Below are 26,664 nucleotides of genomic sequence, written 5' to 3'. Positions count from 1 at the left end.
AAGTTAGGCAGTTTCTGAAACTTTCGGAAAGCCGCAGTGGGTGCGGCTTTCCGAGGTAAATAGATTTATACTGTTGCGAGGTATTCTTCGAGTTTGTCGAAAGAACCGGTCCAACCCATTGTCATGCCCGCTCTTCCCTTGATGAAAGTATCGAGTTCTTCTGGAGTCACATTGCCGGTTGGTTCCCACTCGATGGTTACACGGGTTTGATTCGGGCCTTCTTCAGCCAAAGTCACCACTGTCAGCATTGTTGCCGGCCATGTTGGTGCCATTGGGTGGCGCGTGAGCCCTTCATTCTCATCTGAGAACTGCTGAGTGTAGACGATGCGGTTCGGGCTCTTGACTTCAAGGTACTCCGCACGGCCGTACATTTTCATGCCGTCCGCATTACTCATGTAATAGAACGTGCTTCCGCCGGCCTTGATGTCAGAGCGGATGAAGTGCATATCAAAACCCGTTGGTGCAAGCCACTTTGCGAAGTGCTTTGGATTCGTCCAGACCTCAAACATCGTTGCTATCGGCGTATCGAAAGTGCGGTTGATAACGAACTTCTCTTTGCCCGTGGATTCCTTGTCCAGGAATTCCGCCAAACGGTCCCAAGTGGAATTGCCATTGGCTGCTTTGATGAACTTTTTCGTCTCGGCCAAAGCTTCTGCAGAAGGCAGGGCCATGGTCATCTTTAACTCCGTTTTACCTTTAGCCAATTCTTTGAAAGTCGCTGTCACTCTAAAAAGGGGAGGGCGATCTTCAGTGCCGCCGTGGTCATAGACCAAGCGAGAGTACTGTTCTACTTCGTGATAGACAGTGTAATTGGGGTAATCCACGCCATCCGGACCGTGCATGGTGTATTTCCAGAATCCGCCGGCACGAAGATCTTTGCCGTGATGAGTGATTGTGAAGCCGCGCGGGCCCCACCATTGTGCGACCTGCTTTGGGTCAGTCCAAGCGTCCCACACGGCTTTCACCGGGGCATCATAAATACGTGTGAGAGTGAATGCGTGGGCGTTATTTTTTGCGCTCATTTTTCTTCCCTTTCGTTTTTTCTTTAGCTGTGACGGTTTTTAAATAATCTCCGAGGCGATCCAAACTTTCTTCCCAGAATACGCGATATTGCTCCATCCAATCCGCGACATCTTTGAGGCCTTCGCTATTGAGCTTGCAGGGCCTCCATTGTGCATCTTTGGATTTCGTAATGAGTCCCGCTTTTTCTAAAACTTTGAGGTGTTTTGTAACCGCGGGTAGACTCATGTCTTTCAAGAAGGGCTTTGCTAAATCAGAAACACTGGCTTCGCCTTTTGAAAGCTGAGACAACATCGCTCGACGAGTTGGATCTGCGAGGGCTGCAAAGGTTTGGCTTAAGTGGTCTTGCATATTTTACCTTTAGGTTAATTAACTACTTGGTTAAGTATATCGGCAGATTCGTAAAAAAGTCAATAGGCGTTAATTATCCTTGCAGTTTCAATAGGTTATGTGGATATTGCGATCACGATGTCGCTGAAGATTTCACGAATTCTGCATGCCGGTTATGTCCTCGAGTGTGAGGGCTCCAAGATCGCCTTTGATACGATCTTCGAGAATCCATTCAGCCGCAACTGCTATGCCTTTCCGTCTGTGCGCTTTGATGAGGCGCAAATTCGTGAACTCAAATTCGATGCGGTTTTTATTTCGCACTTTCATGATGATCATTGTTCTTTCGATAGTTTGAATCTGCTTTCGCGCGAGATCCCGATTTATGTGTTCTGCGTTTTTGACGAGCTCTTTGCGTGGCTCCGGGAACTGGGATTTAAAAATGTCTTTTCTTTAAACCTCAATGAGCCGGTGAGAGTTGGTTCGATCGAAGTGATTCCGCGCCGAGCTCTTGATTCTAATGTCGATTCTTTATTTCAAGTGAAGGCCGGCGGAATGAATATTCTGAATGTCGTCGACTCGTGGATTGACTACGATACTTTGGATTTGCTCGTGAGTGAGGGGCCTTGGGATCTCGTGATGTGGCCGTTTCAAACGATGCGCGAATTGGAAGTGCTTTCACCGTCGCGAGCAGAGCCCGCGCCGGCGACTCTTCCTGGCGAATGGATAGAGCAATTGCAAACTCTGAAACCGCGCTTTGTGATTCCGAGTTCGTGTCAGTTTCAGATGGAATCTTGGTCTTGGTACAATCACGCGTTTTTTCCGGTGACCTACGAGCAGTTTGCAAAAGAAGTTCAAACGGCTTTGCCAGAAACTCGGGTCGTTCGCCTGAATCCCTCAGTGTCAGTGAGCTTAGATCAAAAGTCACTGAGCGCTGCTGAGTCTCTTTCGTGGGTTCAGCCTGTGGGCGAGCAAAATCTCGATTATGACTACCAAGTGAATTTGCGAGCGCCGCCCACTGCTGAGATTGCCAACCATTTTCCAGCTCTGAGTGCTGCGCAGACGGAAGCCGTTTTAAAGTATTGCCGTCAGGGTTTGATTGAAAAATACCGGTCTCTGGAAGAGCCTGAAAATCGTTACTTCAATAAAGCGCGCATCTGGCGGCTCTCTATCTATGATCATCGTGGGCAGGTATATTCATTTTTTTACAATGTAAAGAAGAACTCTATTGCAGCGATGTCGGAAGCTCCGGCAAGTGAGCTTGGATGGACCACCGAGATACCAATAGCGAAATTTTTCGGCGCGTTGAACGAAGGAGAGTCACTGACTTCGATGTATGTGCGGATCAATGACACCGTTTTTGCTCCGACGACTGAAAAAGAAATCGCCGAGGCAGATCTTGTCGAAGACCCGCTCGTCCGCTGCCTTTTTAACGGGGCCTTCGGCTCTTATCAGCGGGCTCAGTTAAAGCGTCTATTAGGAAAATAACTTTGGTTTGTTCTTCGCGGGCTTCTTTACGGTGGGCTTTTTATTCCACTGAAATTTTTTAAGATCAATTTGGTGGGCTTCGTTGAACTCAATGCCCTCTTTGAGGAGCAGCTGCTTTTGTTTTTTAAACTCCGCCGAACCCACCGGAAATGAAATCATTCCTTTCGAATTCAGAATCCGTTGCCATGGTAGATTGTGCGCTTTTGACGAGGAGTGCAGAATCCACGAAACTCCGCGAGAGCCCTGAGGTTTTCCAGCAAGCTTGGCAATTTGCCCGTAAGTAGCGACTTTTCCCATCGGAACTGCTTGAATAAACTGAATGACTTTCTTTGAAAAAGGCGAGCTGTTGTCCATGGCGAAAGCATATAAGTCGGTGAAACCATTGTATATTCAAATAACGCCGGTTTCGCAGAGCAAATTCTTCGCCGGCAGTTGCTTAAAAATTTGGCTTTTGTAAACAAATATGCAATAACCCGCCCCATGAACGACTCTATTAAAATCAAAAATCCGTCGCCTTTTCTGCAATCTGTTTTAAAGCTCGATAATTATTTTTCTGAGCTCGTCCGCTTGGGAGAGAAGGTCGAAACTATGGATCTCAAATCTGATTTTGACTTTGAGCAGGCAGAACGTTTGATCAAGCACTTTGCCGAATGTGGCGAAGGTGTTTCGCAAGAAGTGATTGTGATGTCCCAGGCGCTATCGGACCTTCGTGGACAGGCTGAGCACGCCGCCAAGATCGTCGCGGCTCGTGCGGATGTTTTGCAAGCTCGAAAAGAGGAGCAACAGCGCAAAATGGAAGAGTTCCGCCTTCTCGGAGAAAAGGTTCGCGATCTGACCACTTCCTTGAGCGGCTTTAAATTTCAAGAGGGCGCTCAGCTCTCTGATGAAGAGCGCTCGCAGTTGACATCACGTTTGGCAGAGTTCGAGGCACGATTACGACCCTTGATTGAAGAGGCGCAGACTTTGAAAAAAGTAGGGCATGAATCTAAGATCAAAATTCTTGAGCAGAGTGCCGACTCCTTAGGACAAAGCCTTCAGGCTGTTAGCCAAAAGATTAGTTCTGTACGCGATCATCACCCTTAATTGGTCCGGTTTTAATGACTCAACACGAAATGGTTGTCATTGCTCAGCCTTTACCACAAAATGATTTTTCCAAGAAATTTGGGAAATATTAATAACAGGTAAAGGGTTCTATCATGAAAAAGTTCGTGCTCGCAGCACTTGCAGGCTTCTACGTCGTAGGTTGTGCATCTACAACTACTATTCGTTCAACTGATTCACAAGCTAAGATCTACGTCGATGGCGAAATGAAAGGTACTGGCGTTGTTACTCACACAGATACAAAAACAGTGGGTTCTACAACTTCTGTACGTATTGAAAAACCTGGTTGCGAACCAATGTACTACTCTTTCTCTCGTAATGAAGAATTCGATGCTGGCGCTTGCGCAGGCGGTGTTTTCGTTCTAGTTCCATTCCTCTGGATCCAAAAATACAAGCCAGAGCACATTTATGAGTACAACTGCACTCCTAGAAAATAATTTGAAATCTAAGAATTTAGTTTCAACAGCCTGGCTTATTGCCGGGCTGTACTTTTTTTTGGGCTGCGCTTCTCCGTCTTTACAGCCGAAATCCATGAGCGCGATCGATGCCCGTTATCAATTGAAAAATTCTGCTGAAAAAAATCCCGTCAAGACCGGTGGCAGCCCCGGAGTTTCATTTTATCAAAATGTTCTCAGTAGTACCCTCGGTAGCCACTGCAGCTATTTTCCAAGTGATTCCCGTTATGCAATGATGATATCTAAACGTTGTGGTCCCGTGATGACGATGTTTAAATCCTTTGAGAGATATTCTCGGGAATTCGATGCGGCTCATTTGGGATTGCCGATCGTAAATGTCGACGGGGATAATCACTTTAAGGATATTCCAAATGAATGCGAATGGATTAATTAGTTTTCTACTCCTATTGCTCTTTCCACTCGCTGGTTTTGCAGATTGCAAAGATGCTGCCGGCTTTTTTAAAGAAGGCCGCCGTTATTTCGAGCACGAGCAATATCTGCTGTCTTCGGTTCAATTTAAAATGTCGTCGCAATTCGCATGTCCTGCGAATGAAAAATCAGAAAGTCTTTTTGCTTACACTCTGGCTATGAACAAGCTCGGCGAAAAATCCGAGGTCTTGGGCTCACTAGGTGATTTGGATTCAACAGCGAGTGCGGATTTGAAATCTAAGACCAATCTCTTTAAACGGGTTGAGCTCGGTGTATCCGCTCCTTTGTCGGCTGATCAAGAACGCCGAGTGAAAGCCTGGGAAGAGCGTGTCCTCCTTCCGGAGCATCGAAAGTCACCGGCCTTAGCCGGTACAATGAGTGCCTTTATTCCCGGAGCGGGGCAAGCATACGTCGGCTCTTGGCAGTCGGCGGCGTATTCATTTTTAATTAATGCCTTGTTCTTGTCTGCTGCAATAGAGCTTCAAAACAAGGGTCTTTATGCGACTTCGTTGTCAGCCGGACTTGTTTTCTCAGTCACTTATATTGGCGGTATCCTGAGCGCGGTTCAGTCGGCCCAAACTTATAACCACAACCAGGTGGTGCCAACGGAAAATAAAATGTATCAAGAGCTCTTTCCGGAATTAAAGCCGTGAGAATTCTTTTAGCTCTGTTGCTTTTACTCTGTACTGCGTGCTCGAGGATCGAGATCGCAAAGCGTTGGGGAGACACGTTTCTTTGGTGGCAGGTGAATGATCTTGTCGAATATTCGAGTGCCGTCAAAGCAGAGGCCCGCAAGCAAACCGATCAAATGTATGCCACCATCCAGGCTAAGGGATTTCCCGCTTGGGCAGAGCAGATGGAGGCTTTCAAAGCCAAAGTCGAAGCCAAGTCTTTGAAACAAGAAGACGTCAGTAACAGCATGCAGGAATTGCGAAAGCAGTTTGAGCAGCTAGGAAAAGATCTTCAGCCGAATGTTCTCGCTCTGATTGATCTGATGGGTGAAAAAGAGTTTCAGAACTTAATTCGCAACTATCGTAAAAAAATCGAAAAAGAACAATCTGAAGCTGAGGACGTGAAATCACAGCGGGAAGCCGTCGAAGAACGCTATGTTTCCGCGATCGAATTCTTCGTGGGGAGCCTTATAGGCCCGCAAGAGAAGCTTATTAAAGATTTCATGACGAACGAGCCTTATCCATATCAGTTACAGCTTAAAAACAAGCGTCGTTATCTCGAGATGATCGAGGCAACCAAGGGCGATAAAGAAAAGTTGAAGTCTTTAGCAAAAGATTTCTCTGTTATTAATAGCTCGCTCGAGGCGGCTGAGTTTCATTCGGCGCGTGCGGCTTACGTAGAGAAAATGGATCAGCTGACTTTTAAAGTGCTTGAGCAAATGACCGAGAAGCAAAGAAAGCACCTGAGCGCGAAGCTTGGCGAAGTCGCCAAGGTTCTTCGCGATGGCAAAGTACCTTTGTAGAATTATTTAGGTCTGAGTTGGTGTCTGAAGAAGATGCCGTCGTCGCCGAATTGCGAAGCTACGAAACTCGAAGTCGTTACGATATCTGCAATATGCTCGGACTCCTTTAAGAAGTTCGGAGCATTCGCTGGCTGATACTCCATCAGATAGTTAAAGGAATTGTACTTCTCAGGAGCTGCGAAGACCTGATAGATCACCGTTCCGGCAGGGATTTTCGCGTAGTCCTCACGAAGTTCATGCGGTGTAGACGGGAAGCTTAAGCCGGGACCCGGAACAAAGAATAATTGACGAGGAGACACTGGTTCCGCCACTTTTTGCCCATGAACGTCCATCTCGCCGAATTCGTGGGCACCGAGTTCCTCAGGATATTTTGTCGCTGTTAAGAAAATCTTGTGAACCATTTTCTGACCGAAGCCATCACCCACCGGAACAATGTTAGATAATGGGTATTTAAAGAAATTGTAGTCTTCGCCTTGTCCATCCAACGAAACCAACGCGGAAATGTTGGTGCTAGGATTGCCATCACGGAAAATCTTAAACGCCAAGCCAGGGGCCACCGGGCGGCTGCCGGTCGGTTTGTATGTCAGAGAGACTCTTAAAAGACCGCACTCAGCGCCGCTCTGAAGAAGACCTGTGTATTTGGTGCCGGCAACGGGGACCAGCTTTACCTTAGCGATACTCGCACGGCCATGGAGATATTTCTTCCATCCTGTAGGGGCGAAGTCAGAGTAGTTTGTTCCCTTAATGCCAACTTCTTGCTTACTCATCGCCATTAATTGAAACATTCCGAACTCGCGGTTCGGAGGTAATTCTTTGTAAGCACTTTCTTCGATTTTACTCCAGAGGACATCTTGCTTCTCGCAAGCTTTCATCGATTCGTAGTTTGACGGAACAGAAGCAGGCTCACGAGTTGCAGGTGGTTCGATGACGAGATCAACAATTGAGTAAGTTGCAATGAGTGCAATGATGAGCACGCCAAACGAGATTGTCCTTTTTTTCATTAATCCTCCGAAACACTTTTATTGTAACAATGCTTGAACTGCGTTTGCATAGACATATTTTCGCTCGCTCAAGCACGTCCAGTGCAAATACGCACCATGAAATTTGTTATTGTAGTAGTGATTTGAGCGCTGTTCTTTGGTCTAGGTTTCGAGCGATCACTCCGAAGACGGGACAACGATCGGAGCAATGGTCTTGCGATTGTGGAGCATCTACCCTATCGTAAATTCATACTGTTTAAAATTTAAATAAAGCATGTAAAAGGAGTTTGCATGAATATGAATCAGAGGATGATCGTATCCGTTCTTGTCAGCGCAAGTATGGTGCTGTCATCATGTGCCCACGGGCCTTCGACACCAACAACACAATACATTTTTGATACTTCGATTCCTGCTGGAAGCGATGAAGCCCGCCGCGCACCAAGCTCTGAATTGGCTGGAACTCCTTGGACGACATGGTCAGAAAAAGGTGAGCTCAGAGGTTTACTTGACCTTAAGAAAATGCGTGACAATCTCTTTAAAAATAATCTCCATGATCCGCATGTGGGTTACTTCGGTTACGCTCCGATTGATTGCTCGAAAGTAAATACAAACTTCAGACAAGCTGATGGTTCTTGTAATGATCTTTCAGATGGCCATATCGGTGCTGCTGGCGTAGCTTTCGGTCGTAACGTCGCTCCTGAGTTTATCGATAAAAAAGCACAAGAGAAGTTGATGATTCCGAACCCGGCAGTGGTTTCAAAAGAGTTCTTCACACGTGATGAATTCAAGCCAGTTCCTTTCTTGAACATGCTTGCGGGTGTTTGGATTCAGTTCATGAATCATGACTGGTTGACTCACGGACCTAACATGGTCGGTAATCAGTATAAAATCAAAGGTCCAGATGGCGTTGAGCACGTGATCGATAGAACGAAGGACAATCCAAATCCTCGCTCTCAATATAAAGAAGGTTATGACAAAGTTTCTGCCAATGATTCTACTCACTGGTGGGATGCTTCTCAGATCTACGGTAATAACCAGAACGAGCAAAATGTGTTGAGAAGTTTCTCGCGCGGTAAAATGCGTACTGAAACTGTGAATGGTAACGAGATCTTACCTAAGAACAATAGTTTGAACCCTGCTGATAACAGACAAAACAACGGTTATGAAGTGACGGGTTTCCGCGACAACTGGTGGGTCGGTCTTAGTATGTTGCACACTCTTTTCGTCAAAGAGCACAACGCGATTGCTGATACTTTGATGAAGAAGAATGTGACTTACGATCCAAAAACTCAAAAGTTTACATGGAGAAATGGCAAAGAAGTTAAGGTACTTGATGAAAAAGGCCTCGACGAACAAGTATTCCAAACAGCTCGTCTGATCAACGCAGCGGTTTTAGCGAAGATTCATACGGTTGAATGGACTCCTGCAATCTTGCCTAATAAGGTATTGCGTGCGGGTATGTACGGTAACTGGTACGGTTTGGCGAATCCGCAAACTTGGTCAAAGCTCATTAAGCGTATCCCTGGGTTGGGTAAAACAGACATCATCCCTGGACTTAAAGAAGGTTACTTAGTGGGTGGCGTTGTTGGTGATAAAACTTGGAACGCCGGTGTTCCTTTCTCAATCACTGAAGAGTTCACGTCTGTTTACCGTTTGCACTCATTGTTACCAGAGGCTCTAAACTTTAAGTCCGTCAATCAACCTGGCAAAATCGAGTCCGTTCCATTTGCTGAGACTCGCAATGATAAGAGTTACGGCATCATGGCGACTCATAGCTTGAAAGATTTGTACTACTCTTTTGGCACTCAGCACCCAGGTCAGTTGGTTTTGAACAACTTCCCGAAATTCATGCAAGAATTCACTGTTCCAGGTCATGGCCAAATGGATTTGGGTATGGTTGATATCATCAGAGATCGTGAAAGAGGTGTGCCTCGTTACAATCAATTCAGAAGAGCGATCGGCTTAAAGCCAATCAAGTCATACAAAGACTTCTTCCCGGCTAATAAACCATTGGATGCAAGACAGGTTGCTGTTGTAGACAAGTTCTACAAAGTTTACGGTCGTGATTCAGTAGGTAACGACAACGTTGAAATGATTGACTTGCTCGTGGGTACTTTGGCGGAAGAAGTTCGTCCTAAGGACTTCGGTTTCGGTGAAACTCTCTTCCAAATCTTTATCTTGATGGCATCACGCCGTTTGATGGCAGATCGTTTCTATACGGCTGATTACAATGCTGCTCACTATACGCAAACGGGCATGGATTGGATCGATAATGAAGGAACAATGGCTCAAGTTATCGGACGCCATATGCCTGAGTTGAAACCTAAGATGACCGGTTTGACGACAGCTTTCGAGCCTTGGCATGACTAGGATCTAGAAATAGATTAATTCAAAAAGGAGAAGGGAAACCTTCTCCTTTTTTTATGCCTTAGAAGTATTTCTTATGTTCAATGATCAGGCAGCGGTTCGAAACCACTTTGATACCGGCTTTTTCTGCGCGGGCCTCGGCCGCGGGATTTGAAATCCCCAGTTGTAGCCACATCACTTCAACTCCGCCGACTTCCAGAATCTCGTCCACAACTTCATCAATACGGTCAGAACTTCTAAAGACATCAATGAATTTGCGATACTCTGCCGGTACTTCTTTTAAAGAAGGGTAGATCTTAAATCCTCCGGCATCGTGTGCTTTCGGATAGGTGCCGACCATCTCCCAACCGTGATCACGCATATATTCAGGGACATAGTGACTTGCTTTGCCGGCATCGGGACTTAATCCATAAACCGCAAACTTTTTATATTTCTCCAAAAGGGCTTTGAATTCACTGTCTTTAACATTCATGGCTTTATTTCCTTGCTTGCCATTCTAGTGAGGAAACGTGCGTAATTTCAAGTAAAGGGTCAAAACACAAGGAGTCATCATGAGTAATGAAATGCCAGCTAAAAAAACTGATTATACCTCCGAGACATCCGCGTCCGTAAGATGATCAGAGCTAGTCAATGTCGAATGTTGAGTTCGCCATGGTCGCCAATTTTGATGTTTTCAGAGCCTGTGACATACTTGGCGAACTCAAGAATCTTCGCAACGGGGTAAGAGTGGCCTTCCCAGTACTCTACCTTTTCGACTTCCACTTTAAGGAGCTGAATTTTTGGATCATTTGGCCCTTGAGGGAACCAGACTTCATAAGTTTTTGACCAGAGTTGATGGATCTTATCCAGATCATCGTTGACGAGCTCTGCGATACCTACGGCTGAAACAAATTTGCCGGAACCGGCGTAATTTACTACAACGTGGCTGCTATTTTCTATATTCATAACAACTTGCGAAGCTTTAGAAACCAAAAACCATAGACTGCCATCAAAGCCCATCTCTTGGGTGACTAGCGGGACACTATGCAAGACGTTGCCGTTAGATATAGTTACGAGCATCGCAATCTTAATATCGTCGACGAGGTCACAGAACTTTTTAACTTGCGGATCAATCGTCTCATTGCTCTCCATGAGAACCTCCTTGTAAAGCATCTATTATTGGACAGCATCGTTTTGATTCCAATGTGACTGTTAGCAGGTATCTCGGGGAATAATTTCCATTGTCATTTACCTGCGTCCCAAAAATCCCCGCGAGGTACCAAAATTCCCTGAATATTGGTGCAAACCTCCGTCAGATAAAAATAATCGGCTTTTGAACTTGGCCCTGTGGTTGCATAGAGGTTTCAACAAGAGTGGTAACAAACGCTGAGAAATTTCGAGGGGGAACTTATGGATCGCAAATATACAGACAAAGTGATGAATGTGATTGCAAATCAAGACGGTAAAATCGGCTATTTGATTGCGTGGCTCTTGGGCGTACCAGCTTCATTATTATTACTTATTTTCCTGATTCGCGGACACTAGCAAGTAGAGGAGATCATGTTTTTCAATTCATCAACGATTGATCATCTTGTCGAAGATCATGACAAAATCCGCGAGCACATGGATGTGCTCCTCGACCAGAAGCAAGACGATGGCAGTAAGAAACTGGCCTTCGTGAAGATGCTGCCTATGTTGATCTCTCATAGTCATCGTGAAGAAAAAGTCGTCTATAGTTACATGGCCAAACAGAGCGAAGAATTAAAGAGGTTGGCCATTGAGGGAGATGAGGAGCATGCAATTCTGGATGGCCTGGTCGAGGAGCTACAGGATTATACCTTGCCTGATGATGAGTGGATTGCAAAGTCAAAGGTCTTTGCGGATCTTCTTTGCCATCATTTTGATTTAGAAGAGCGTGAGGTTTTTCCAAAACTAAAAAAGGTACTGAATGACGAAGCTGATGAGCAGCTTTGTTTTGAGTATGACGGCCGTCGTTCTTATGAACGTCCGACGTATCAATCATCTTTGTTTTACACACTTTTATCGTTCTAGGAGGTTTTTATGAACGGATTTACTATTGGCTCATTGGCGATTGCGTGTGCACTTGCTTTTGCAATTAAAGCAAGCGCAGAAGAGAGCACTTTAGAAAAGACTGAAGCGGTGGCAAATAAAGCTACAGATAGTGTTAAAGAAAGCTATCGTGATGTTAAAGACAAAACTTGCGAAATGGTGAACGGGAAAATTCACTGTGTGGGCAAAAAAATTATGAATAAGGCTAAGACTTTAGGAGATAAAACGGAAACTAAGGCAAAAGAAGTAAAGAACAAGGTCGATTAGTTCTGTGAGTCCGAGTTGTTTTGTTGACCTCCACCACCAGCGCCTTTGGGGTATTGAGGTGTCTGGTGGTGGATGGGAGACGAAGCTGTTAGGGCTGTTAGGCCTTGCGAACGAATTCTGATTTCAAATTCATTGCGCCAATACCGTCAATTTTACATGAGATGTTGTGTCCGTCGGCACCATCAGTAAGGCGGATGTTTTTAACTTTGGTTCCCACCTTTACCACCGAAGAAGATCCTTTAATTTTTAATTCCTTAATCACAGTCACACTGTCGCCATCGGCGAGGATGTTGCCGTTCGCATCGCGAATAGAATTGTCTTCAACAGCTTCAGCGGGAGCCTCCGCAGAGGCATGCTGGCTCCACTCATGTGCACACTCTGGGCAAACCCAAAGGTTGCCATCGGAATATGTATGTTCTGAGCCGCATTGCGGGCATTTTGGTTCTGTGCTCATATGAATCTCCCGGTTGATTGGGTTCTATTTCTTTTCCTGAAGAGAGTCAAAATAGATCTCAAGGGAGTTGTATAGAACCTCGAAAGTCTTCGAGTCCTGCATTCCTTTCAGCATTCCGTAGAAACCTTCGTGAGCCATAACGACAAACTGAGCGACGTGGCGAGTATTGATGTCTTTTTTTAGATAGCCGTTTTTCTTTGCGCGTTGAAGGTGTCTATCGGTTTCATCAATCCACAGGTTCAAAGCTTTATCGAGGCGTTTGCGGAAGCCCTCGTCAAGAGGAGACATCTCTTGCACAAGATTATTCAGTGGACAACCGAGCTTTAAATCTTTCGGCTCGGCCTTGCCGATATTATTGCGCATTTGTTTGAGTATGCCCTCAAGAGGGTTGTCGTATTCTTCGAGGGGGGCGGTCCACCGCGTGACCGTCAGAGGTGCGATCACTTCATCCACAAGTGCATAGCCGAGATCTAATTTTGTTGGAAAGTGATGATAGAAAGCGCCTTTAGTCATCGACGTTTTTTTCACGATATCATCGACGCTCACACCTTGGAAACCATGTTTAAAGATCTCGCCGAATGCGACCCCTAAAATCTCTTTTCGAGATTTTTCAAGATTGCGGGTCTTTTTAGCGGCCGAAGTCTTTGATTTCATAGATCTAATCCTATCAAACCTGGACCTCATTGACAACATACTAAATAGTATGTTAAATTTTTGATACATAAATAACAAAGGGGTTCTTGTGATCGGAAAGATCTTAATGAGTATCATCGCTGTATTGGCTATCTTCTTGGGTTACGTTTCAACTCGCGAAGGTCAATTTAACTATTCTCGCAGCGGAGTGATTAATGCCCCTGCAGAGAAAATCTTTCCATACCTAAGTGATTTCTCTAAAGGCGGCGAGTGGTCTCCTTATGAAAAGATCGATCCAAATATGAAGAAGACAATCACTGGTTCTCCGGCCCAAGTCGGTCAGGCTATGGACTTTGAAGGCAATAGCGATGCGGGATCGGGACGTCTTGAGATGCTTCGTGTGATTCCTAACGAACTAGTTGAGATTAAGCTCATCATGACAAAACCGGTTCATGCAGAGAATATCGTGACTTACAAGCTCACGCCCGAGGCCAGCGGTGGCACTCGTTTTACTTGGTCTATGTCAGGTGATGGCGGTTATCTGACAAAATTGATTTCAGTCTTTATTGATTGTGAAAAGATGATTGCAGGTCAATTTGAAGTAGGTATTAACAACTTGAAGACGCTTATCGAAGCGCAGAAATAGAGGACGCTATGAATCTCACACTAAAGCCTGATGTGGTGAACTGGCCCGAAATTCACTATGTCTTCGTTGAAGGCGTTGGCCCCTTCCTTGAAACAGCACCGGCGGCTTGGCAAGCTCTCCATAAAAGTGTCGATCAGATTGCAAGCCAAGGCAAAATCAATGGCTACATGAGCCTTTATAAAATGGAGCCAAAAATGCTTTACCGGGCGGGTGTTGCGCTCGATAGAAAACCGGAAACAATTCCTCCGGGTTTTCAATATGAAAAGTTCCAAGGCGGTAAGTACTCTCGCTTTGTGTTGACGGGCTCTTACGCGCAATTACCTGAAGCCTGTGGTCGCGTATTTAATACCGTGAAAGAAACAAATCTGCCGGTTGATAATAATTTCTTTATCGAAAATTATGTAAATGATCCGCGAGTTACTCCAGAAGAGAAGCTCGTGACTGAGATTTTAATCCCGACTAAATAGTTTATTTTTTGAGGGTGCGCTGGAAAAGATCGAAAAGTTTTTCCCAGTGCTTTTCTTCGCCGGCTTTGTTGTAGGCAGGCAAATCGGACATGGTCCAGCCATGAGGGCAGTCTTTGAAAAGTTCTGCGTTGAACTTTACATTCGCTGCTTTGAGTTCGGCCGCAACTCGTTCCATTTGTTCAAGCGGCATGTGCTGGTCGTGATCGGCGTGGCCTACGTAGACCTCTGCTTTGATTTTTTTAAACCAGCGGTGAGGACTGGTTTCTAAATCTGTTGCAAGACCTCCGGCATGGAAGCTTGCAGTGGCTTTGAAATCATCTGGAAAATCACCGGCTGTGCGGAGAGCTTGCCCACCGCCCATGCAATAACCGGTAGAGCCGATTTTATTCGGATTCACATTGGGTTGTGATTTTGCAAATTGAAGAAAGTCTGCTGTATCTTTTTTCGTTAGAACTGGATTTACTTGAGAAGCAGCAGCACGGATATCATTCCAGATGACTGCAACACCATCTGGTTTTTTAAGCAAACTATAGTCGAAAACCGGAGCACGGCGAGTTCGATAGAAAAGATTTGGAGCAAGAACATAATATCCTTGAACGGCGATTTTATCAGCCATCTCTTGGATGCGAGGGCGCAGTCCAACAGCGTCCATGTAAAGGAGCACGATCGGAAGATTCGTGGTATTTTCAGGACAAGAGATATAGGCATCGCAAACGCCATCTTGCATCTGGATGTCGATCATTTGTGATTTCATGAAACCTCGCTAGATAAATTATTTTTAGCGGAACATAGAGCCTTCCGCAATCATGTGAAACGCACAGTGTAAGTATTTGTTTTTACAAAGAAGCTAGTTCCAACTATGTCAAAGAGGAGACAACACTATGGCACAAAGTTTTAAAGTAGATCCGAAGCGCGACCTGGTACTCGAAAGAATCGTAGATATTCCTCCTGAACTTATTTTTAAAGCGTGGACGACGCCTGATATTCTGATGAAGTGGTTCTGCCCGCGTCCATGGAAGACGATTGATTGCGTGATGGATCTCCGTCCTGGCGGTCGTTTTAGTACAACGATGCAATCGCCTGAAGGACAAAACTTTCCAAATGAAGGCTGCTTGCTTGAGATCGTTCCAAATCGCAAACTGGTTTGGACGAGTGCTTTGACTGAAGGTTACAGACCTATTGGTGCTGCGATTTCTGGTGCGGACCTTCTCTTTACCGGAATGATCATTCTGGAACCGCATGGCGCTCATGGTACGAAGTACACCGCCATTGGTATTCATAAAGACGAAGCGGATTGCCGTCGTCATGCAGAAATGGGTTTTCAAGAGGGTTGGGGTATTGTCCTTGATCAGTTAGTCGCTGAAATGAAGGGCAAGTAAATGAAAAAAAATATCTGGAAGATTCTCGGCGCTATTGTCGTTGTTTTAGTCATTGTTGTTTTCATATTATTGCAGACGCGGTCCACAGTGACTATTCAGCATGTGTTCAATGCCCCCGTAGAAAGAGTTTGGACGATGTGGAATGATCCTGAGTCGATCAAAAAGTGGTGGGGACCCACCGGCTATTCCTGCGCGGTTGCTCAAAACGACTTGAAGATTGGCGGTAGATACTTCCTTGGTATGCAAGCGCCAGATGGCAAGATTTCATACAACATCGGAATTTATACTGAGATCGACCCAATGAAAAAGATCGTGTCCAAGCTTTCATTCGCAGACGAGAGTGGCACTCCGGTTCCGGCTTCGCACTATGGGCTTCCTGGAAACTGGGCTGATGAAGCTACCGTGATGGTGGAATTCACAGCAATGGATGGGAAGACTCAGGTCCAAATCACGGAAAGCGAAATTCCAATGATCATGAAGCTCTTTGCTGGAATGGGTTGGGGACAGCAATTCGAAAAAATGGATGCTCTTTTAAAATAGAAAGATCCGCGCAATTTTAAGATTTTTTCGCTAAGAAGGTCGCCAGACGATCGAGCGTTTGGCGGCTATTTTCAAAAGATTTGGATTTCTTCGCAGCTTCAAAAGCCTGTGGAGTGGGAAAGGTCACCTTCATGGTGACTTTTGTTTGTCCTTCGACTCTCTCTAAGTGAACCATTGTTTTAAACTGTTCAGGCTCTTGATCTGTTCCTTGTACATAGCTTAAAAGCGAGGGTTGAACGGCTTCGATATATTCAACCCGGTTCGGGTAAAGAGTTCCATCCGCACTATGAATCAGGAAGCGCCAGAGACCGCCGGCTTTCACATCGATCGAGTGCGTTGTTAGGCCAAGTCCATTTGTTCCCCACCATTGACTGAGCTGTTTAGAGTCCGTCCAGGCGGAATAGACCTCTTCAGGAGTGGCATCAAACATTCTGTGCGCAATCAATTCGCGATTTGAGCGGTCTAAAATCATTTCCGCAACGACAGCTTCCATACGATCCATGTTTTGTTCATTGGCTTCCGTCACAAAAGCGCGGATTTTGTCTGCTTCATCCTTGGTCGGAAAGATTTGGCGGAAGGTCACCTTTGTTTGACTGCCGGCTTCTTCAAAAGTAACGACAATTTGAAACTGTGGTTTGGAAATATGATTCAGTACCAGACGGTTCGGTATTTTAATTTCAACGAACTGACTGCTATTAGGATAGTCGACACCGTTCGGTCCATGCATGACAAAGTTCCATGCACCACCAGGCTTCAAATCAAATTCATGAAAAGTATTTCTAAAATCCTTCGGTCCCCACCATAGAGCTAAGTAATGCGGATGGGTCCAGGCCTTGAAAACATGCTCTGGAGAAGCATTCACTGTTCGGGTCGTGATAATTTCTTTCATGCTTCAGATTTTAGAGGGCGAACGGAAATTTCACAAATAGTTGCTGAAAAAAGGAGGACGAGCCGGCCCGAAGGACCGGCCCGTTTGCGGGGGAAGTGGGCTCAGTTTACTTGAGTCGTTTGTGTGGAATCTTGTGCTGTTTTGCCGCCCAAGAATTTTTCTAGAAAGCTGCTTTTGCCGGCCTGAACTTCAATTGTTCGGGCCTGAGCAGCCGGTGTTTTTGGAACATAAAGATTTAAAACGCCGTCTTCATAGTGAGCTTCGATTTTATCGGTACTCACGGTGCTTGGTAACACGAAACTGCGTTTAAATGTGCCATAAGATTTTTCAAATTTCTTTCTTTCACCACTGATGGTGAGAGCTTTATCTAGGACCTCGATCTTGATCTCGTCTTTTTTCACGCCAGGAATATCCAGGCTAATCGCATAGTGATCGTCTTGTTCGCTCACTTCATACGCTGGAGAAAATTCCGCTGTTTCATCAAAGACTCGGTCCATCTGTCTCCAGAGATCAGAATGAAGACCTGTAGTAAAGAAAGGGTATGCTGTTCTCATTTCAAACCTCCTATTGGTTTTGTTAATTTCTCTTTCTAGTTAAAAACTGTGTTTTCTATTTTTTCTGTCAAGGCGATGTCGCCACAAAAAGCAAAGCCATCAATCCAAGAATAAAAACTATTTTTTTCGATACGCGATCCAGTGTTTGAGACAAAGGGATACTCCTTGTTGAGAATTTGAGTCTCACAATTGAAAATAATTATTCGATTTTTATTTTTGGATTTTTAGTTGGGAGGCACGACCGAAAGGCCGCAGGTATGCTTTTTCATATAGTAAAGATCTGTTTGCTTTGAAAGAAGTCAAGGCAGCCGGGAAAATATTTTTAGGTTTGGTGTAAGTGTGCGTATTAAAAGCACATTTAGATGTTAAATTTTTCGTACAGAAAAATAAAAAAGACAACGACGGAGATAACGCACATTAAAAAGATGGCCGCCGCCGCGCAGTCTTTGGCAAGACCGATCTGTGGGTTATGCTCCGGATGAAGACGGTCTAGGGTATTTTCAATTGCTGTATTGACGAGCTCCAAAGCCATGATACTCGACATTAGGATCAGAAAAATCGCCCACCAGATTGGTTCCGCTTTCAGAAAGAAAAGGATGATACTCGCGACAATGGCTAAAACCACTTCTGTTTTAAAGCTATTTTCTTGTTTGAAAGTAGAACGCAATCCATTCCAGGCAAAAAGAAAGCGATTATAAAAACTTTGGTTTTTCTGCAAGTGATAATCTCCTTTGAAACTATAGTACTTATAGACAGAGCCTGTATTCAACCTCCTTTTGGAGCCCATAAGTAAAACTAATTGGGAAAAACCGGCTCTTTTAGCTAAACTGCAATAATGAAAGCTTTGTCTGCTTTACCTCTTTTCTGCTTCCTTCACACCACCCCATAGGGGTTGTCACATTATTTTGTCCTTCTGGGACAATCCCGAAAATCTTACGTCTATTTCTATCAAGTTATTTTAAATATCTGAGGTATTTTTATGTCTAAAAATTATGATCATCGGCAATTAGCCGATGAAATGGAGATCTTTTTCTTTAACGAACAAATCGGTGCAGGCTTGCCGGTGTGGCTTCCTAATGGAGTCGCCATTCGAGATTCTTTGGAAGCATTCGTGAAAAATCTGGAACATCTTGCCGGTTATCAGAGAGTTTCAAGTCCACATGTCGCCAAGAGCGATCTTTATGAAATATCGGGCCATTTGCGAGCATTTCAGAAAGACATGTTTCCACCGATGCAATGGCCCGAGGATCAGAGTCATTACTATTTAAAGCCGATGAACTGTCCGCACCATCATAAGGTATTCGCATCGAGCCTCCGTAGCTATCGCCAGCTCCCTTTGAGAATTGCAGAGTACGGACAAGTTTACCGTTATGAAAATAGCGGGTCACTAAAAGGCCTTTCTCGTGTCCGTGGGCTTTGTCAAAACGACGCCCATATCTATGTAGATCCCAGTGAAGCTAAGGCAGAGATCAAGAGTGTTCTTGATATGCACGAGAAATGTTATGCAGCTCTGGGATTAAAGGGTTATCGTTACCGGCTTTCAAAGCATGATCCCAAACGTATGATGGATTTTGACGGTGAACAGGAGCTTTGGCTCAAGGGCGAAGCGATTTTACGCGAGTGCTTGATTGAAAAGAATTTGCCGTTCTTTGAGGCGGAAGGTGAAGCCGCGTTCTATGGACCGAAAGTGGATGTGCAGATGAAAATGGGGAGTGGAGATGAGGAATCCATTGCCAGTGTGCAGTTGGATTTTAACTCGGCGGAAAAATTTGATCTGAATTTTATTGCAAAGTCCGGTCAGAATCAGCGGCCGTGGATTATCCACCGGGCCCCGCTGGGTAGTCATGAACGGTTCGTGGCTTTGTTGCTTGAATACTATAATGGACAACTTCCTGGATGGCTCAGTCCGGTTCAGGCTTATTTGCTTCCTGTCAGTGAAGATCAAATTCCTTTTGCGAAAGAGCTTGAGAAAAAACTTTTAGCCAAGAACATTCGTGTCCATGTGGATTTGAATCAAGGAAGTCTTTCGAAGAGAATTCTTTTTGCTCATCGTCTTCGACCGTTTGCCAAAATCGTTCTAGGACCGAAGGAAGTTTCGTCAGGTGTGTTTGAGATTCAACTCCGGGATGAGAAAAAACAAGTCAGCGCCGAGCGCCTGATAGAAGAACTGCAGCCGCTTATTTCACCGGTGGAGGTGCAATAACCTGTTTTTCTTCTTGAACCATATAGCGGAGTCCGATCAGAGCCCCATACTGATCGGACTTTTCGCCTTTTTTGCTTGTGAATGACAGGGAATAACGCCCCTCTAAAACCACAGCGAGGCGATCTTGGTTCCAAAGATCCCCTTGAATAGACCAATCCACCCCGTACTCGGTAATGTCACGGGCGGAAGTGTCCACGTCCATGCCGGCGGGAACGTTTGAATAGACCGTTTCAGGTTCTCCCATTGTATAAGAAGAGTAAAAGGCGAGAGATGTGGAAAAATAGGCTGTTAACCATCGCCGATAGCCCATTCCAATGTGCATAATTTGCGATTTTTCGGAAATGAGATAGCCGTCGACCTCTCGAAAGAACATTTGCGGGAAGTAAAACATGCTGATTTCAAGGCTTGCGTGAGAATTAAAATCTCCGACCGCAATCAGGCCGACACCGGTCTTATAGGAGGAATTAAGATCAGAATTAAAGCCGCCATAATTGGTGCGGCTATAATAAGGGCCTAAAGTCGCCGTGACCTGACCCTCTACCGGGTCATAAGCGAAGCTCTTTCCAGTAAGGAATAGCAAAATGATAAAAGCCCTTATAAGATATCTCATAAGTGAAGAGTAAAATTGATAACCAAGAAAATCCAATGAAAATCGTCTGCAGGAAAGCTTTATTGTGGGGGCTATGTCTGGGGATTTCTTTGTTTCAGATTCATGCCCTTGCTCAGGAAGAAGAGGAACCAGAAAAGGAAGAAAGCAAAACTTGGGAACAAACTTTTATCGATAGCAATATTGCGATTTCTAAGTGGTTCGATAGCGTAGCCGAGGGTTTGGACCTGTTTTTAGTTGGCCGTCGCGTGACCAATCGTGTGAACGAAAGCAGCGTGCGAATTGAGAACTTAATTGTTTCTCAAGAGGGAAAGGCGCTCAATAATTCGGTGAGCGTCGGGGTTAATCCACGATTGCCCAACTTGGAAGAATACTGGCATTTAAAATTTGCTACATATGATGATCGTGAAGACCGGCGTAATACGCCAAGCGACTATCTTCGTCAAACACCACGGGAAAAGAGCTACGGGGCGACGGTGGGAGTTTTCAAAAAATTAGGGAACGTCAGAACATCCTTTGAGCCCCGCATTGAACTAAAAGATCCCTTGAGCGTTTCGCATTCGTTAAGCTTTGAAAGTGTCGCGCGCATGAAAGGTTATGAAATCAATCCGAAGCTAGAGTTCTGGGCGACACCAGACAAAGGCGTTGGAACCTTTCAGGCGCTGAATTTCTATTTCCAGCTAAGTAAGATTTGGTCGATCACGCTGGTCAATCAGGGTAACTATGAAGAAAAATCGCACTTATATTCGGTATCCAATGGTATTTCCTTTGGTCAAATTCTGACTCGCAAGTCAGCACTTTCCTACAACTTCTTTACCGGCTCTAATAATCAGCCGAACTACCATCTTGAGAGCTATAATTTTGGCGTCGCTTACAGCCAGATTCTCTACCGAAAAATCCTGGATTTTCAGGTAACCCCGAATGTGGATTTCCAAAGAACTCTGGATTTTAAGAGGGTTTTGGGTATTACTTTCGCGATCAACCTGAATTTCTAAAAAAAGCAGGGTAAAAGCTAAGAAATATGCTAGGTTAGGCCTATGGAAAACTCATGCTGTGTCTGCCAAAAACCGAAAGCAACTCTTGTTTGTGGTATCTGTAAAAGCGCTGTTTGTAAGAAGTGCGCTCAATTTACTCAAGAGGACAGTTTTTCGTTTCTGGCAAAAGTTCCAGACGATCTTACTCATGGCACTTATTGCGGGCCTTGTTTTGACGAGAAGGTCGCTCCAGAGCTTACGAAATATGACGACATTATGGAGCGAGCAAAGAATATCGCCGTGTTTTTCAAAGATCAGGCCAAAGAAACCCGTCTGGTGAAAAGATCCAATGAAATTTTCCGTGTGAAAGATTGTGCTGACGAAGACGAAACTTTGCTTCGCTTAGCTTTCTTTGCCGCTCAAAAAGATTATAACAGCCTGATCGATGTGGATATTACGTCTGAGAAGATCCGTACTGGCGCCTATCAAACCCAGAGATGGAGTGGAACCGGTGTTCCAGCAAATCTCAGCGATAGAAAGATCTCACGCTCTTAGCCCTTTCTTAGTCCAGTTCTCGGGTGTAAATCTTAAGTCATTCTTTTGTTTCAGTTAATATGAAGGCGTCAGGAGAAGACGCCGTGGATGTTCAACGTTATTTAGAACGACGCCAACTGCAAAATGAGCAGCAACCAAAATATCGCGAGCTGTGCATGGTTTGTATTCAGCCGAAATTCAGCTGCTATTGTGAGCATATCCAAAAGTTTGATCCGCACATCGACTTTGTGGTTCTAATTCATCCAATTGAAGTGCATCGCCGAATTGCCACCGGCAGGATGTCACACCTCACTTTGCAGAATTCTCATCTGATTATGGGCCAAGACTATACCGAAAGCAGCGAAGTGAACCGATTATTGGAAGACCCCTCGCGCCACTGTGTAATGCTTTATCCAGGCCGGACCTCTCGTAATTTGACTCCCATGAACGATCAAGAGCGGACCGAACTTTTTCCTCATGGAAAAAGGCTGACGATTTTCGTGATTGACGGAACGTGGGCGACCGCCAGAAGAACGGTTCGCCAAAGTAAAAATTTGCACGCAATTCCAAGAATTTGTTTTGCGCCGGAAAAACCATCGACGTTCCGTGTTCGTAAACAGCCTCACGCCGCCTGTTATTCTACGATTGAAGCGATTCATCACACGATTGAGCTTTTGGGAAAAAGCCAAGGGTTCGATACGGCTTCGCGAGAACATGACAAGCTTCTTTATGTTTTCGACAAAATGGTAGAGCGACAGCTGGAATTCATTAAACTTTCTGAAAACAAGCCCGGCCATCTTCGTTATCGCAGGGATAGAAAGAAACTGGCTAGTGCATGAAGATTTACCTCCGGGCTTTGGCGGCTTTTTACTTTATCGGATTTCTTCTGCACTTCGCAGATGTTCTCGGTCTTCGGTTAAAGTTTTCGGAGTTAAGTACCGGCTGGAAATTCTGGATTATCTATTTGGGATTGATGGACCTTGCAGCGGCTGTAGGCCTTTGGTTTCAGCATACAGGTGGGATAGTTTTATTTCTGATTGTCGCGATTTCTCAATTGATTGCTTACATCGGATTTAGAAATTACTTCGGAGATCAAATTTCATTGATCTACTTCCATCTTGGGACGCTCGCAATTTATTTTGGATTGTACAAATACGAGCATCGATAATTCTTGCCTGAGCGAAAAATAAAGTTAACAATGCTCTCGCATGAAAAAGAAGAGCATCATCAAAGTTTGCGTCTTTCTTATTCTCCTGGCGATACTTGCTGGAGTGGGTTACGGTATGCGCCCGATCTGTAGCCCCATTGCCGACGAAGCTCTTGGTCACTTCGGAGTTCCTATCGAAGAGCGGCAAGATCGCGATTTCTATATGAAGGTTTTCCAACATAAAAATGACGGCCATTGGTATCAATGTAAAACCGCAATGTCGCGGGCATTTTTCTTTTAGTCATGATATAGTGCCCAATATTTCATCAAGGAGTGCATATGCAAAAGCGTGCTCTGGGTAAATCGGGAATTGAAATAGTCCCTCTCGTATTCGGTGGAAATGTTTTTGGCTGGACAATCGACGAAGCCACATCCTTTAAAATTTTAGATCAGTTAGTTGGTGAAGGCCTTAACTGCATCGATACTGCTGATATCTACAGCACGTGGACAGGGCAGCCGGGAATTTCTGAAACCATCATCGGTAAATGGCTAAAGACATCAGGAAAACGCAATCAAGTTGTGATTGCCACAAAACTTGGCAAAGAGATGGCTCCTGGAAAGATTGGTCTTTCAAAAAAATACATGATGACGGCAGTCGAAGACTCCTTGAAGCGTTTGCAAGTTGAAACGATCGATTTATATCAATCGCATGACGATGATAAAAACACTCCGTTGGAAGAAACGATGGGGGCTTTTGAGCAACTCATTAAAGCCGGCAAAGTACGTGCGATCGGTGCTTCCAATTATACCGGCGATCGTCTGCGCCAAGCGATTGAGGTCGCAAAACAAAAGGGCTTCCATACTTATCAGACCTTGCAACCGCACTATAACTTGTATGACCGAGTAGACTACGAAACTCATCTTGAGTCCGTTTGCCGTGAGCATGGTTTGGGAGTGATCCCGTATTTTTCTCTGGCCAGCGGTTTTTTAACCGGGAAGTACCGTTCGGAAGCGGATTTTTCCAAAAGTAAACGTGGTGGTGGCATGGGTCGTTTCCTGAATGAGCGGGGATTTAAAATTCTCAAAGCTTTAGATCAGGTTTCAGAACAGCATAGAGCAACTCAGGCTCAGGTCGCGTTGGCGTGGTTGATGGCACGCCCGGGAATTACTGCACCGATTGCCAGTGCAACAACGCCGGAACAGTTGCATGATATTGCCGGCGCGCTTAAGTTAAACTTAGACGCGGCTTCGATTCAATTATTGAACGACGCTAGCGCCATTTAGGAAAAAGTTATGCAGACACTTTATCGTGAAAAATCGCTATTGATCACTGACGAGGGCATCACTATTTTTAAATACTATTTTCCTTTGGGGCAGCCGAAGAAAATCGCCTGGAATCAAGTGAAGAATATCAAGCAAGAGCCTTTGACTCTTTTTACGGGGAAGCTGCGTGCTTGGGGGATGGAGTTGAAGCCTTATTGGTTTAACCTAGACTGGCGGGCGGCAAAAGATCAAATGTTCGTAATCGATAGCGGCGGCTTTTTCAAAGCAGCCATCACCCCAGATAACGTTGAGGCTGTAAAGAAAGTTTTTGAAGAGCAAGGCAAGCTCAGACCTAGTTAATATACTCTTCGCGAATCGCAATCAGACTCGCCTGACCTGGGCGCTGTTTTCGGCAAAGGAAATAGGCGGGAACAGGCAATAGTCGTCTTTGTCCTTTTTTGCCATACCAATCAGCCCCTTTTTGCAGGCTTCGTTCGGCTTGCGGAGTGGTAAAGTTCCAAATCGAGGGGGCAAACTCTTCACGAATCGAGAGCTGTTCGCCGAGCGCTCCGATGGCTCTGCCTTCGACCACAATTCTATCGTAGCGGCGTTTTTCGCCAGCTAAGTAATGACAGTCTTCCAGCTGGCCTTGGATGATGATGAATTCTTCAGGATGTTTTAAAAAGCTGCGTAGTGGGTTTAGCGCCATTTCTTTTCTGAAAAGCCATGCACCGACGAAAAAGGCGATTCCCACAATTAAGACGGCAAGGCCGGCAAACAGGAAGCTCAAAAATTTCTCTTCATTCTCGAAAGCTTCATTGAATAAGAAAATGGCAAGAAGCACAGAGATAAGACTCGCCACGAAAAAGCCGGCAACGGTGCCCCAGCCGACACGGCCATCGGCTCTGGACAGTTTGCGAATGCGGGCTGGATCTTGGAGCCCGGTTTCATTCTGAATGATTAAATGTTGCCAGGTACGATACATGATTCATAGGATGGAGGATGTTAGATTTATAGTAAAGTCTATTGGATGACGAGGAGATCTTTTATGTCTGACGATTTGAAGGCAGAAATTGAGCGTTTAAAAGCTGAGAACGAATCTTTGAAGAACAAAAAGGGAGCTAAAGGCACTCTTTCTATGAAGGTGAGTGAAAAAGGCGCTTTATCTGTTTATGGAATGGGTCGTTTCCCTGTGACTCTTTATAAAGAGCAATGGTTGAAACTTTTGGGTATCGCTGAAGACATTAAGAAATTTATCGAAGAAAATGACGATAGATTGAAAACTAAAGAATAAGCTCGTCAAATCAGTGTACGTTCCTACGAGATTTAGTAACAAAGACGCTGGTCAGTCGCTGGATTTGATTCGTCAGTATCCGTTTGCGACTGTGTTCACCGTTCAAGGGGGGATGCCTTTTGTCAGTCATCTCCCTTTGGTTTTAGAAACACACGGTGATGAGATGTTCCTCTTGGGACATCTGGCGCGCGCAAATCCCCATGCAAAAACAATTGGTCAATCGGATGCCTATGTGATTTTTCACGGGCCACACCAGTATATTACTCCGGTTTGGTACAAAGAAAACGACGTGCCGACTTGGAACTACGCCGTTGTTCATATCACGGGCTCTTGCGAACTTATCGAAGACACCAAAAACATTACAGAGTGTATTGAAAAGCTCACGAATCACATGGAATCGGGCCGCTCTCCTCGTTGGGACTTTTGGGTTCCAGAGGATTTGCAAGACGAAGCCCTGAGTAAGCACATTGCGGGATTTAAAATCCGGGTAAAGTCTTTGCAAGGCAAATTTAAACTCAGCCAGAATCGGAGCCCCGAAGATCGCGATGGGGTAATGCAGGGTCTACAAGACCAAGGCGATGAAATGAGTCTTGCGATCCTTGAGATGATGAAGCTGAGAAAGTAGGAGTCATGAAGGACATTACTTTTGTTAAAATTCAAAATCGTGAAGAACTTGAACGCTGCTTTCCAGTAATGAAAGAGCTGCGGCCTCATTTGAATGTTCAGGAGTATCTGGAAATTTACCGGCATGCTCACGCCATGGATGGATATGAAATCCTTGCCATGGAACAAAAAGGCGAAATCATTGCAGTGATGGGCTATCGCATACTTTATGATTTTGTTCGCGGCCGTCATCTTTATATCGACGATCTTGTCAGTACTGAAAAGATGCGTTCTCAAGGCCTGGGCGGTGAAATGTTAAAGCAAGCCGAAGTGATTGCGAAAGATCTGCATTGTAAATCAATGCGTCTTTGTGCCGTTCTTGAGAATGACCTTGGTATCAAGTTTTACGAAAAGCACCACTGGACTAAACGTGCTTACGCTTTCACTAAGAAAGTCCCTTAAAAGCCGCTGCAAAACTGGACTAAAACATAGATCCATGCCGGAGTTTGTTTGATATCTT

Annotated in this window: 38 protein-coding genes; 24 read left to right on the top strand and 14 right to left on the bottom strand. The window is 45.0% G+C overall.

Annotated elements, in window-relative coordinates; genetic code table 11:
- Window positions 1-65 precede the first annotated feature (65 nt).
- Both JSU04_01035 and JSU04_01030 read right to left on the bottom strand, forming a co-directional pair.
- The gene (locus JSU04_01035) at window positions 66-1,022 is read right to left on the bottom strand and encodes an SRPBCC domain-containing protein (GenBank protein ID MBS1968858.1); all 957 of its coding nucleotides are present in this window, start codon (window positions 1,020-1,022) and stop codon (window positions 66-68) included.
- A complete protein-coding gene (locus tag JSU04_01030) occupies window positions 1,006-1,371 on the bottom strand; it encodes a helix-turn-helix transcriptional regulator (protein MBS1968857.1) in 366 nt (121 codons plus the stop codon). The genes JSU04_01035 and JSU04_01030 overlap by 17 nt, the downstream gene beginning before the upstream one ends.
- Window positions 1,372-1,488: 117 nt before the next feature.
- On the opposite strand from JSU04_01030, the gene JSU04_01025 reads away from it, so the two are divergent.
- Complete coding sequence (locus tag JSU04_01025) at window positions 1,489-2,835, top strand: MBL fold metallo-hydrolase (GenBank protein MBS1968856.1); 1,347 nt, start codon at window positions 1,489-1,491, stop codon at window positions 2,833-2,835.
- Here the strand turns inward: JSU04_01025 and JSU04_01020 are convergent.
- Complete coding sequence (locus JSU04_01020) at window positions 2,824-3,189, bottom strand: MGMT family protein (GenBank protein ID MBS1968855.1); 366 nt, start codon at window positions 3,187-3,189, stop codon at window positions 2,824-2,826. The genes JSU04_01025 and JSU04_01020 overlap by 12 nt on opposite strands.
- A gap of 126 nt (window positions 3,190-3,315) precedes the next feature.
- On the opposite strand from JSU04_01020, the gene JSU04_01015 reads away from it, so the two are divergent.
- The 5 genes from JSU04_01015 to JSU04_00995 all read left to right on the top strand — a co-directional run bounded on the left by JSU04_01015 (window position 3,316) and on the right by JSU04_00995 (window position 6,294).
- Window positions 3,316-3,918, top strand: a complete 603-nt coding sequence (locus tag JSU04_01015; protein ID MBS1968854.1) for a hypothetical protein — start codon at window positions 3,316-3,318, stop codon at window positions 3,916-3,918.
- A 113-nt stretch (window positions 3,919-4,031) separates the two neighbouring features.
- Window positions 4,032-4,373, top strand: a complete 342-nt coding sequence (locus JSU04_01010) for a hypothetical protein (GenBank protein MBS1968853.1) — start codon at window positions 4,032-4,034, stop codon at window positions 4,371-4,373.
- Window positions 4,345-4,785 (top strand): membrane protein insertion efficiency factor YidD, encoded by a 441-nt coding sequence (yidD, locus tag JSU04_01005; GenBank protein ID MBS1968852.1) that lies wholly within the window; start codon window positions 4,345-4,347, stop codon window positions 4,783-4,785. The genes JSU04_01010 and yidD overlap by 29 nt, the downstream gene beginning before the upstream one ends.
- A complete protein-coding gene (locus tag JSU04_01000) occupies window positions 4,763-5,473 on the top strand; it encodes a hypothetical protein (GenBank protein MBS1968851.1) in 711 nt (236 codons plus the stop codon). Before yidD ends, JSU04_01000 begins: the two co-directional genes overlap by 23 nt.
- Window positions 5,470-6,294 (top strand): hypothetical protein, encoded by an 825-nt coding sequence (locus JSU04_00995; protein ID MBS1968850.1) that lies wholly within the window; start codon window positions 5,470-5,472, stop codon window positions 6,292-6,294. The genes JSU04_01000 and JSU04_00995 overlap by 4 nt, the downstream gene beginning before the upstream one ends.
- 2 nt (window positions 6,295-6,296) lie before the next feature.
- On the opposite strand, the gene JSU04_00990 is transcribed toward JSU04_00995, so the two are convergent.
- Window positions 6,297-7,295 carry a hypothetical protein gene (locus JSU04_00990; protein ID MBS1968849.1) on the bottom strand — a complete coding sequence of 333 codons (999 nt, stop codon included), beginning with the start codon at window positions 7,293-7,295 and terminating at the stop codon, window positions 6,297-6,299.
- Window positions 7,296-7,565: 270 nt separating this feature from the next.
- Here JSU04_00990 and JSU04_00985 point away from each other — a divergent pair, with 270 nt between their 5' ends.
- Window positions 7,566-9,644, top strand: a complete 2,079-nt coding sequence (locus JSU04_00985) for a hypothetical protein (GenBank protein ID MBS1968848.1) — start codon at window positions 7,566-7,568, stop codon at window positions 9,642-9,644.
- Window positions 9,645-9,702: 58 nt separating this feature from the next.
- Here the strand turns inward: JSU04_00985 and JSU04_00980 are convergent, their stop codons facing one another.
- Together JSU04_00980 and JSU04_00975 are read right to left on the bottom strand one after the other, a co-directional pair.
- Entirely contained in the window at window positions 9,703-10,113 is a 411-nt protein-coding gene (locus tag JSU04_00980) for a CoA-binding protein (protein ID MBS1968847.1), read from the bottom strand.
- Window positions 10,114-10,268: 155 nt separating this feature from the next.
- Complete coding sequence (locus JSU04_00975; GenBank protein ID MBS1968846.1) at window positions 10,269-10,772, bottom strand: pyridoxamine 5'-phosphate oxidase family protein; 504 nt, start codon at window positions 10,770-10,772, stop codon at window positions 10,269-10,271.
- Between the two features lie 408 nt (window positions 10,773-11,180).
- Between JSU04_00975 and JSU04_00970 the strand changes: the two genes are divergently transcribed.
- Both JSU04_00970 and JSU04_00965 read left to right on the top strand, forming a co-directional pair.
- Window positions 11,181-11,672, top strand: a complete 492-nt coding sequence (locus tag JSU04_00970; GenBank protein ID MBS1968845.1) for a hemerythrin domain-containing protein — start codon at window positions 11,181-11,183, stop codon at window positions 11,670-11,672.
- 9 nt (window positions 11,673-11,681) lie between these two features.
- A complete protein-coding gene (locus tag JSU04_00965) occupies window positions 11,682-11,957 on the top strand; it encodes a hypothetical protein (GenBank protein ID MBS1968844.1) in 276 nt (91 codons plus the stop codon).
- Window positions 11,958-12,054: 97 nt separating this feature from the next.
- Here the strand turns inward: JSU04_00965 and JSU04_00960 are convergent, their stop codons facing one another.
- The gene (locus tag JSU04_00960) at window positions 12,055-12,411 is read right to left on the bottom strand and encodes an alkylphosphonate utilization protein (GenBank protein MBS1968843.1); all 357 of its coding nucleotides are present in this window, start codon (window positions 12,409-12,411) and stop codon (window positions 12,055-12,057) included.
- Window positions 12,412-12,435: 24 nt separating this feature from the next.
- On the bottom strand, window positions 12,436-13,065 hold the full coding sequence (locus JSU04_00955; protein ID MBS1968842.1) for a TetR/AcrR family transcriptional regulator: 630 nt from the start codon (window positions 13,063-13,065) through the stop codon (window positions 12,436-12,438).
- A gap of 88 nt (window positions 13,066-13,153) precedes the next feature.
- Between JSU04_00955 and JSU04_00950 the strand changes: the two genes are divergently transcribed.
- Both JSU04_00950 and JSU04_00945 read left to right on the top strand, forming a co-directional pair.
- Window positions 13,154-13,690, top strand: coding sequence for an SRPBCC family protein (locus JSU04_00950; GenBank protein ID MBS1968841.1), 537 nt, complete (start codon window positions 13,154-13,156; stop codon window positions 13,688-13,690).
- 8 nt (window positions 13,691-13,698) lie between these two features.
- Window positions 13,699-14,157 (top strand): GyrI-like domain-containing protein, encoded by a 459-nt coding sequence (locus JSU04_00945; protein ID MBS1968840.1) that lies wholly within the window; start codon window positions 13,699-13,701, stop codon window positions 14,155-14,157.
- A gap of 1 nt (window position 14,158) precedes the next feature.
- Here the strand turns inward: JSU04_00945 and JSU04_00940 are convergent, their stop codons facing one another.
- Complete coding sequence (locus JSU04_00940) at window positions 14,159-14,911, bottom strand: dienelactone hydrolase family protein (GenBank protein ID MBS1968839.1); 753 nt, start codon at window positions 14,909-14,911, stop codon at window positions 14,159-14,161.
- A 127-nt stretch (window positions 14,912-15,038) separates the two neighbouring features.
- On the opposite strand from JSU04_00940, the gene JSU04_00935 reads away from it, so the two are divergent.
- Complete coding sequence (locus tag JSU04_00935; GenBank protein ID MBS1968838.1) at window positions 15,039-15,536, top strand: SRPBCC family protein; 498 nt, start codon at window positions 15,039-15,041, stop codon at window positions 15,534-15,536.
- The gene (locus JSU04_00930) at window positions 15,537-16,076 is read left to right on the top strand and encodes an SRPBCC domain-containing protein (GenBank protein ID MBS1968837.1); all 540 of its coding nucleotides are present in this window, start codon (window positions 15,537-15,539) and stop codon (window positions 16,074-16,076) included. It begins immediately after the preceding gene.
- Between the two features lie 16 nt (window positions 16,077-16,092).
- Here JSU04_00930 and JSU04_00925 read toward each other — a convergent pair whose 3' ends face one another.
- The 3 genes from JSU04_00925 to JSU04_00915 form a co-directional block, all read right to left on the bottom strand.
- Window positions 16,093-16,965, bottom strand: coding sequence for an SRPBCC domain-containing protein (locus tag JSU04_00925; GenBank protein ID MBS1968836.1), 873 nt, complete (start codon window positions 16,963-16,965; stop codon window positions 16,093-16,095).
- A 101-nt stretch (window positions 16,966-17,066) separates the two neighbouring features.
- Window positions 17,067-17,519: an Hsp20/alpha crystallin family protein gene (locus JSU04_00920; GenBank protein MBS1968835.1), complete on the bottom strand. Its 453-nt coding sequence runs from the start codon at window positions 17,517-17,519 to the stop codon at window positions 17,067-17,069.
- A 358-nt stretch (window positions 17,520-17,877) separates the two neighbouring features.
- Window positions 17,878-18,288, bottom strand: coding sequence for a diacylglycerol kinase (locus JSU04_00915; protein ID MBS1968834.1), 411 nt, complete (start codon window positions 18,286-18,288; stop codon window positions 17,878-17,880).
- A 210-nt stretch (window positions 18,289-18,498) separates the two neighbouring features.
- Here JSU04_00915 and thrS point away from each other — a divergent pair, with 210 nt between their 5' ends.
- Window positions 18,499-19,722 (top strand): threonine--tRNA ligase, encoded by a 1,224-nt coding sequence (gene thrS, locus JSU04_00910; protein MBS1968833.1) that lies wholly within the window; start codon window positions 18,499-18,501, stop codon window positions 19,720-19,722.
- On the opposite strand, the gene JSU04_00905 is transcribed toward thrS, so the two are convergent.
- Entirely contained in the window at window positions 19,697-20,302 is a 606-nt protein-coding gene (locus JSU04_00905) for a hypothetical protein (GenBank protein ID MBS1968832.1), read from the bottom strand. The genes thrS and JSU04_00905 overlap by 26 nt on opposite strands.
- A 32-nt stretch (window positions 20,303-20,334) precedes the next feature.
- On the opposite strand from JSU04_00905, the gene JSU04_00900 reads away from it, so the two are divergent.
- From JSU04_00900 to JSU04_00870, 7 genes are all read left to right on the top strand, one after another.
- On the top strand, window positions 20,335-21,324 hold the full coding sequence (locus JSU04_00900) for a hypothetical protein (GenBank protein MBS1968831.1): 990 nt from the start codon (window positions 20,335-20,337) through the stop codon (window positions 21,322-21,324).
- Between the two features lie 42 nt (window positions 21,325-21,366).
- On the top strand, window positions 21,367-21,858 hold the full coding sequence (locus tag JSU04_00895) for a hypothetical protein (GenBank protein ID MBS1968830.1): 492 nt from the start codon (window positions 21,367-21,369) through the stop codon (window positions 21,856-21,858).
- Between the two features lie 83 nt (window positions 21,859-21,941).
- Window positions 21,942-22,676 (top strand): DTW domain-containing protein, encoded by a 735-nt coding sequence (locus JSU04_00890; GenBank protein ID MBS1968829.1) that lies wholly within the window; start codon window positions 21,942-21,944, stop codon window positions 22,674-22,676.
- Window positions 22,673-23,005 carry a hypothetical protein gene (locus JSU04_00885; GenBank protein MBS1968828.1) on the top strand — a complete coding sequence of 111 codons (333 nt, stop codon included), beginning with the start codon at window positions 22,673-22,675 and terminating at the stop codon, window positions 23,003-23,005. The genes JSU04_00890 and JSU04_00885 overlap by 4 nt, the downstream gene beginning before the upstream one ends.
- Before the next feature lie 40 nt (window positions 23,006-23,045).
- Window positions 23,046-23,285, top strand: a complete 240-nt coding sequence (locus tag JSU04_00880) for a hypothetical protein (protein MBS1968827.1) — start codon at window positions 23,046-23,048, stop codon at window positions 23,283-23,285.
- A gap of 38 nt (window positions 23,286-23,323) precedes the next feature.
- On the top strand, window positions 23,324-24,268 hold the full coding sequence (locus JSU04_00875) for an aldo/keto reductase (GenBank protein MBS1968826.1): 945 nt from the start codon (window positions 23,324-23,326) through the stop codon (window positions 24,266-24,268).
- A gap of 9 nt (window positions 24,269-24,277) precedes the next feature.
- Entirely contained in the window at window positions 24,278-24,607 is a 330-nt protein-coding gene (locus JSU04_00870) for a hypothetical protein (protein ID MBS1968825.1), read from the top strand.
- Here the strand turns inward: JSU04_00870 and JSU04_00865 are convergent.
- Window positions 24,600-25,232, bottom strand: coding sequence for a hypothetical protein (locus JSU04_00865; GenBank protein MBS1968824.1), 633 nt, complete (start codon window positions 25,230-25,232; stop codon window positions 24,600-24,602). The genes JSU04_00870 and JSU04_00865 overlap by 8 nt on opposite strands.
- 63 nt (window positions 25,233-25,295) lie before the next feature.
- Here JSU04_00865 and JSU04_00860 point away from each other — a divergent pair, with 63 nt between their 5' ends.
- The 3 genes from JSU04_00860 to JSU04_00850 are packed head-to-tail and all read left to right on the top strand — an operon-like array spanning window position 25,296 to window position 26,606.
- Window positions 25,296-25,541, top strand: coding sequence for a hypothetical protein (locus JSU04_00860; protein ID MBS1968823.1), 246 nt, complete (start codon window positions 25,296-25,298; stop codon window positions 25,539-25,541).
- Between the two features lie 13 nt (window positions 25,542-25,554).
- Window positions 25,555-26,166: an FMN-binding negative transcriptional regulator gene (locus tag JSU04_00855; protein ID MBS1968822.1), complete on the top strand. Its 612-nt coding sequence runs from the start codon at window positions 25,555-25,557 to the stop codon at window positions 26,164-26,166.
- Between the two features lie 5 nt (window positions 26,167-26,171).
- Window positions 26,172-26,606, top strand: coding sequence for a GNAT family N-acetyltransferase (locus JSU04_00850; GenBank protein ID MBS1968821.1), 435 nt, complete (start codon window positions 26,172-26,174; stop codon window positions 26,604-26,606).
- Window positions 26,607-26,664 lie beyond the last annotated feature (58 nt).

The sequence above is a fragment of the Bdellovibrionales bacterium genome (assembly GCA_018266295.1).
In the GTDB taxonomy this organism is placed as follows: domain Bacteria; phylum Bdellovibrionota; class Bdellovibrionia; order Bdellovibrionales; family Bdellovibrionaceae; genus JACMRP01.
The sequence above is the reverse complement of the archived record's forward strand: the minus strand, read 5'-3'. Positions and strand labels throughout refer to the sequence as shown.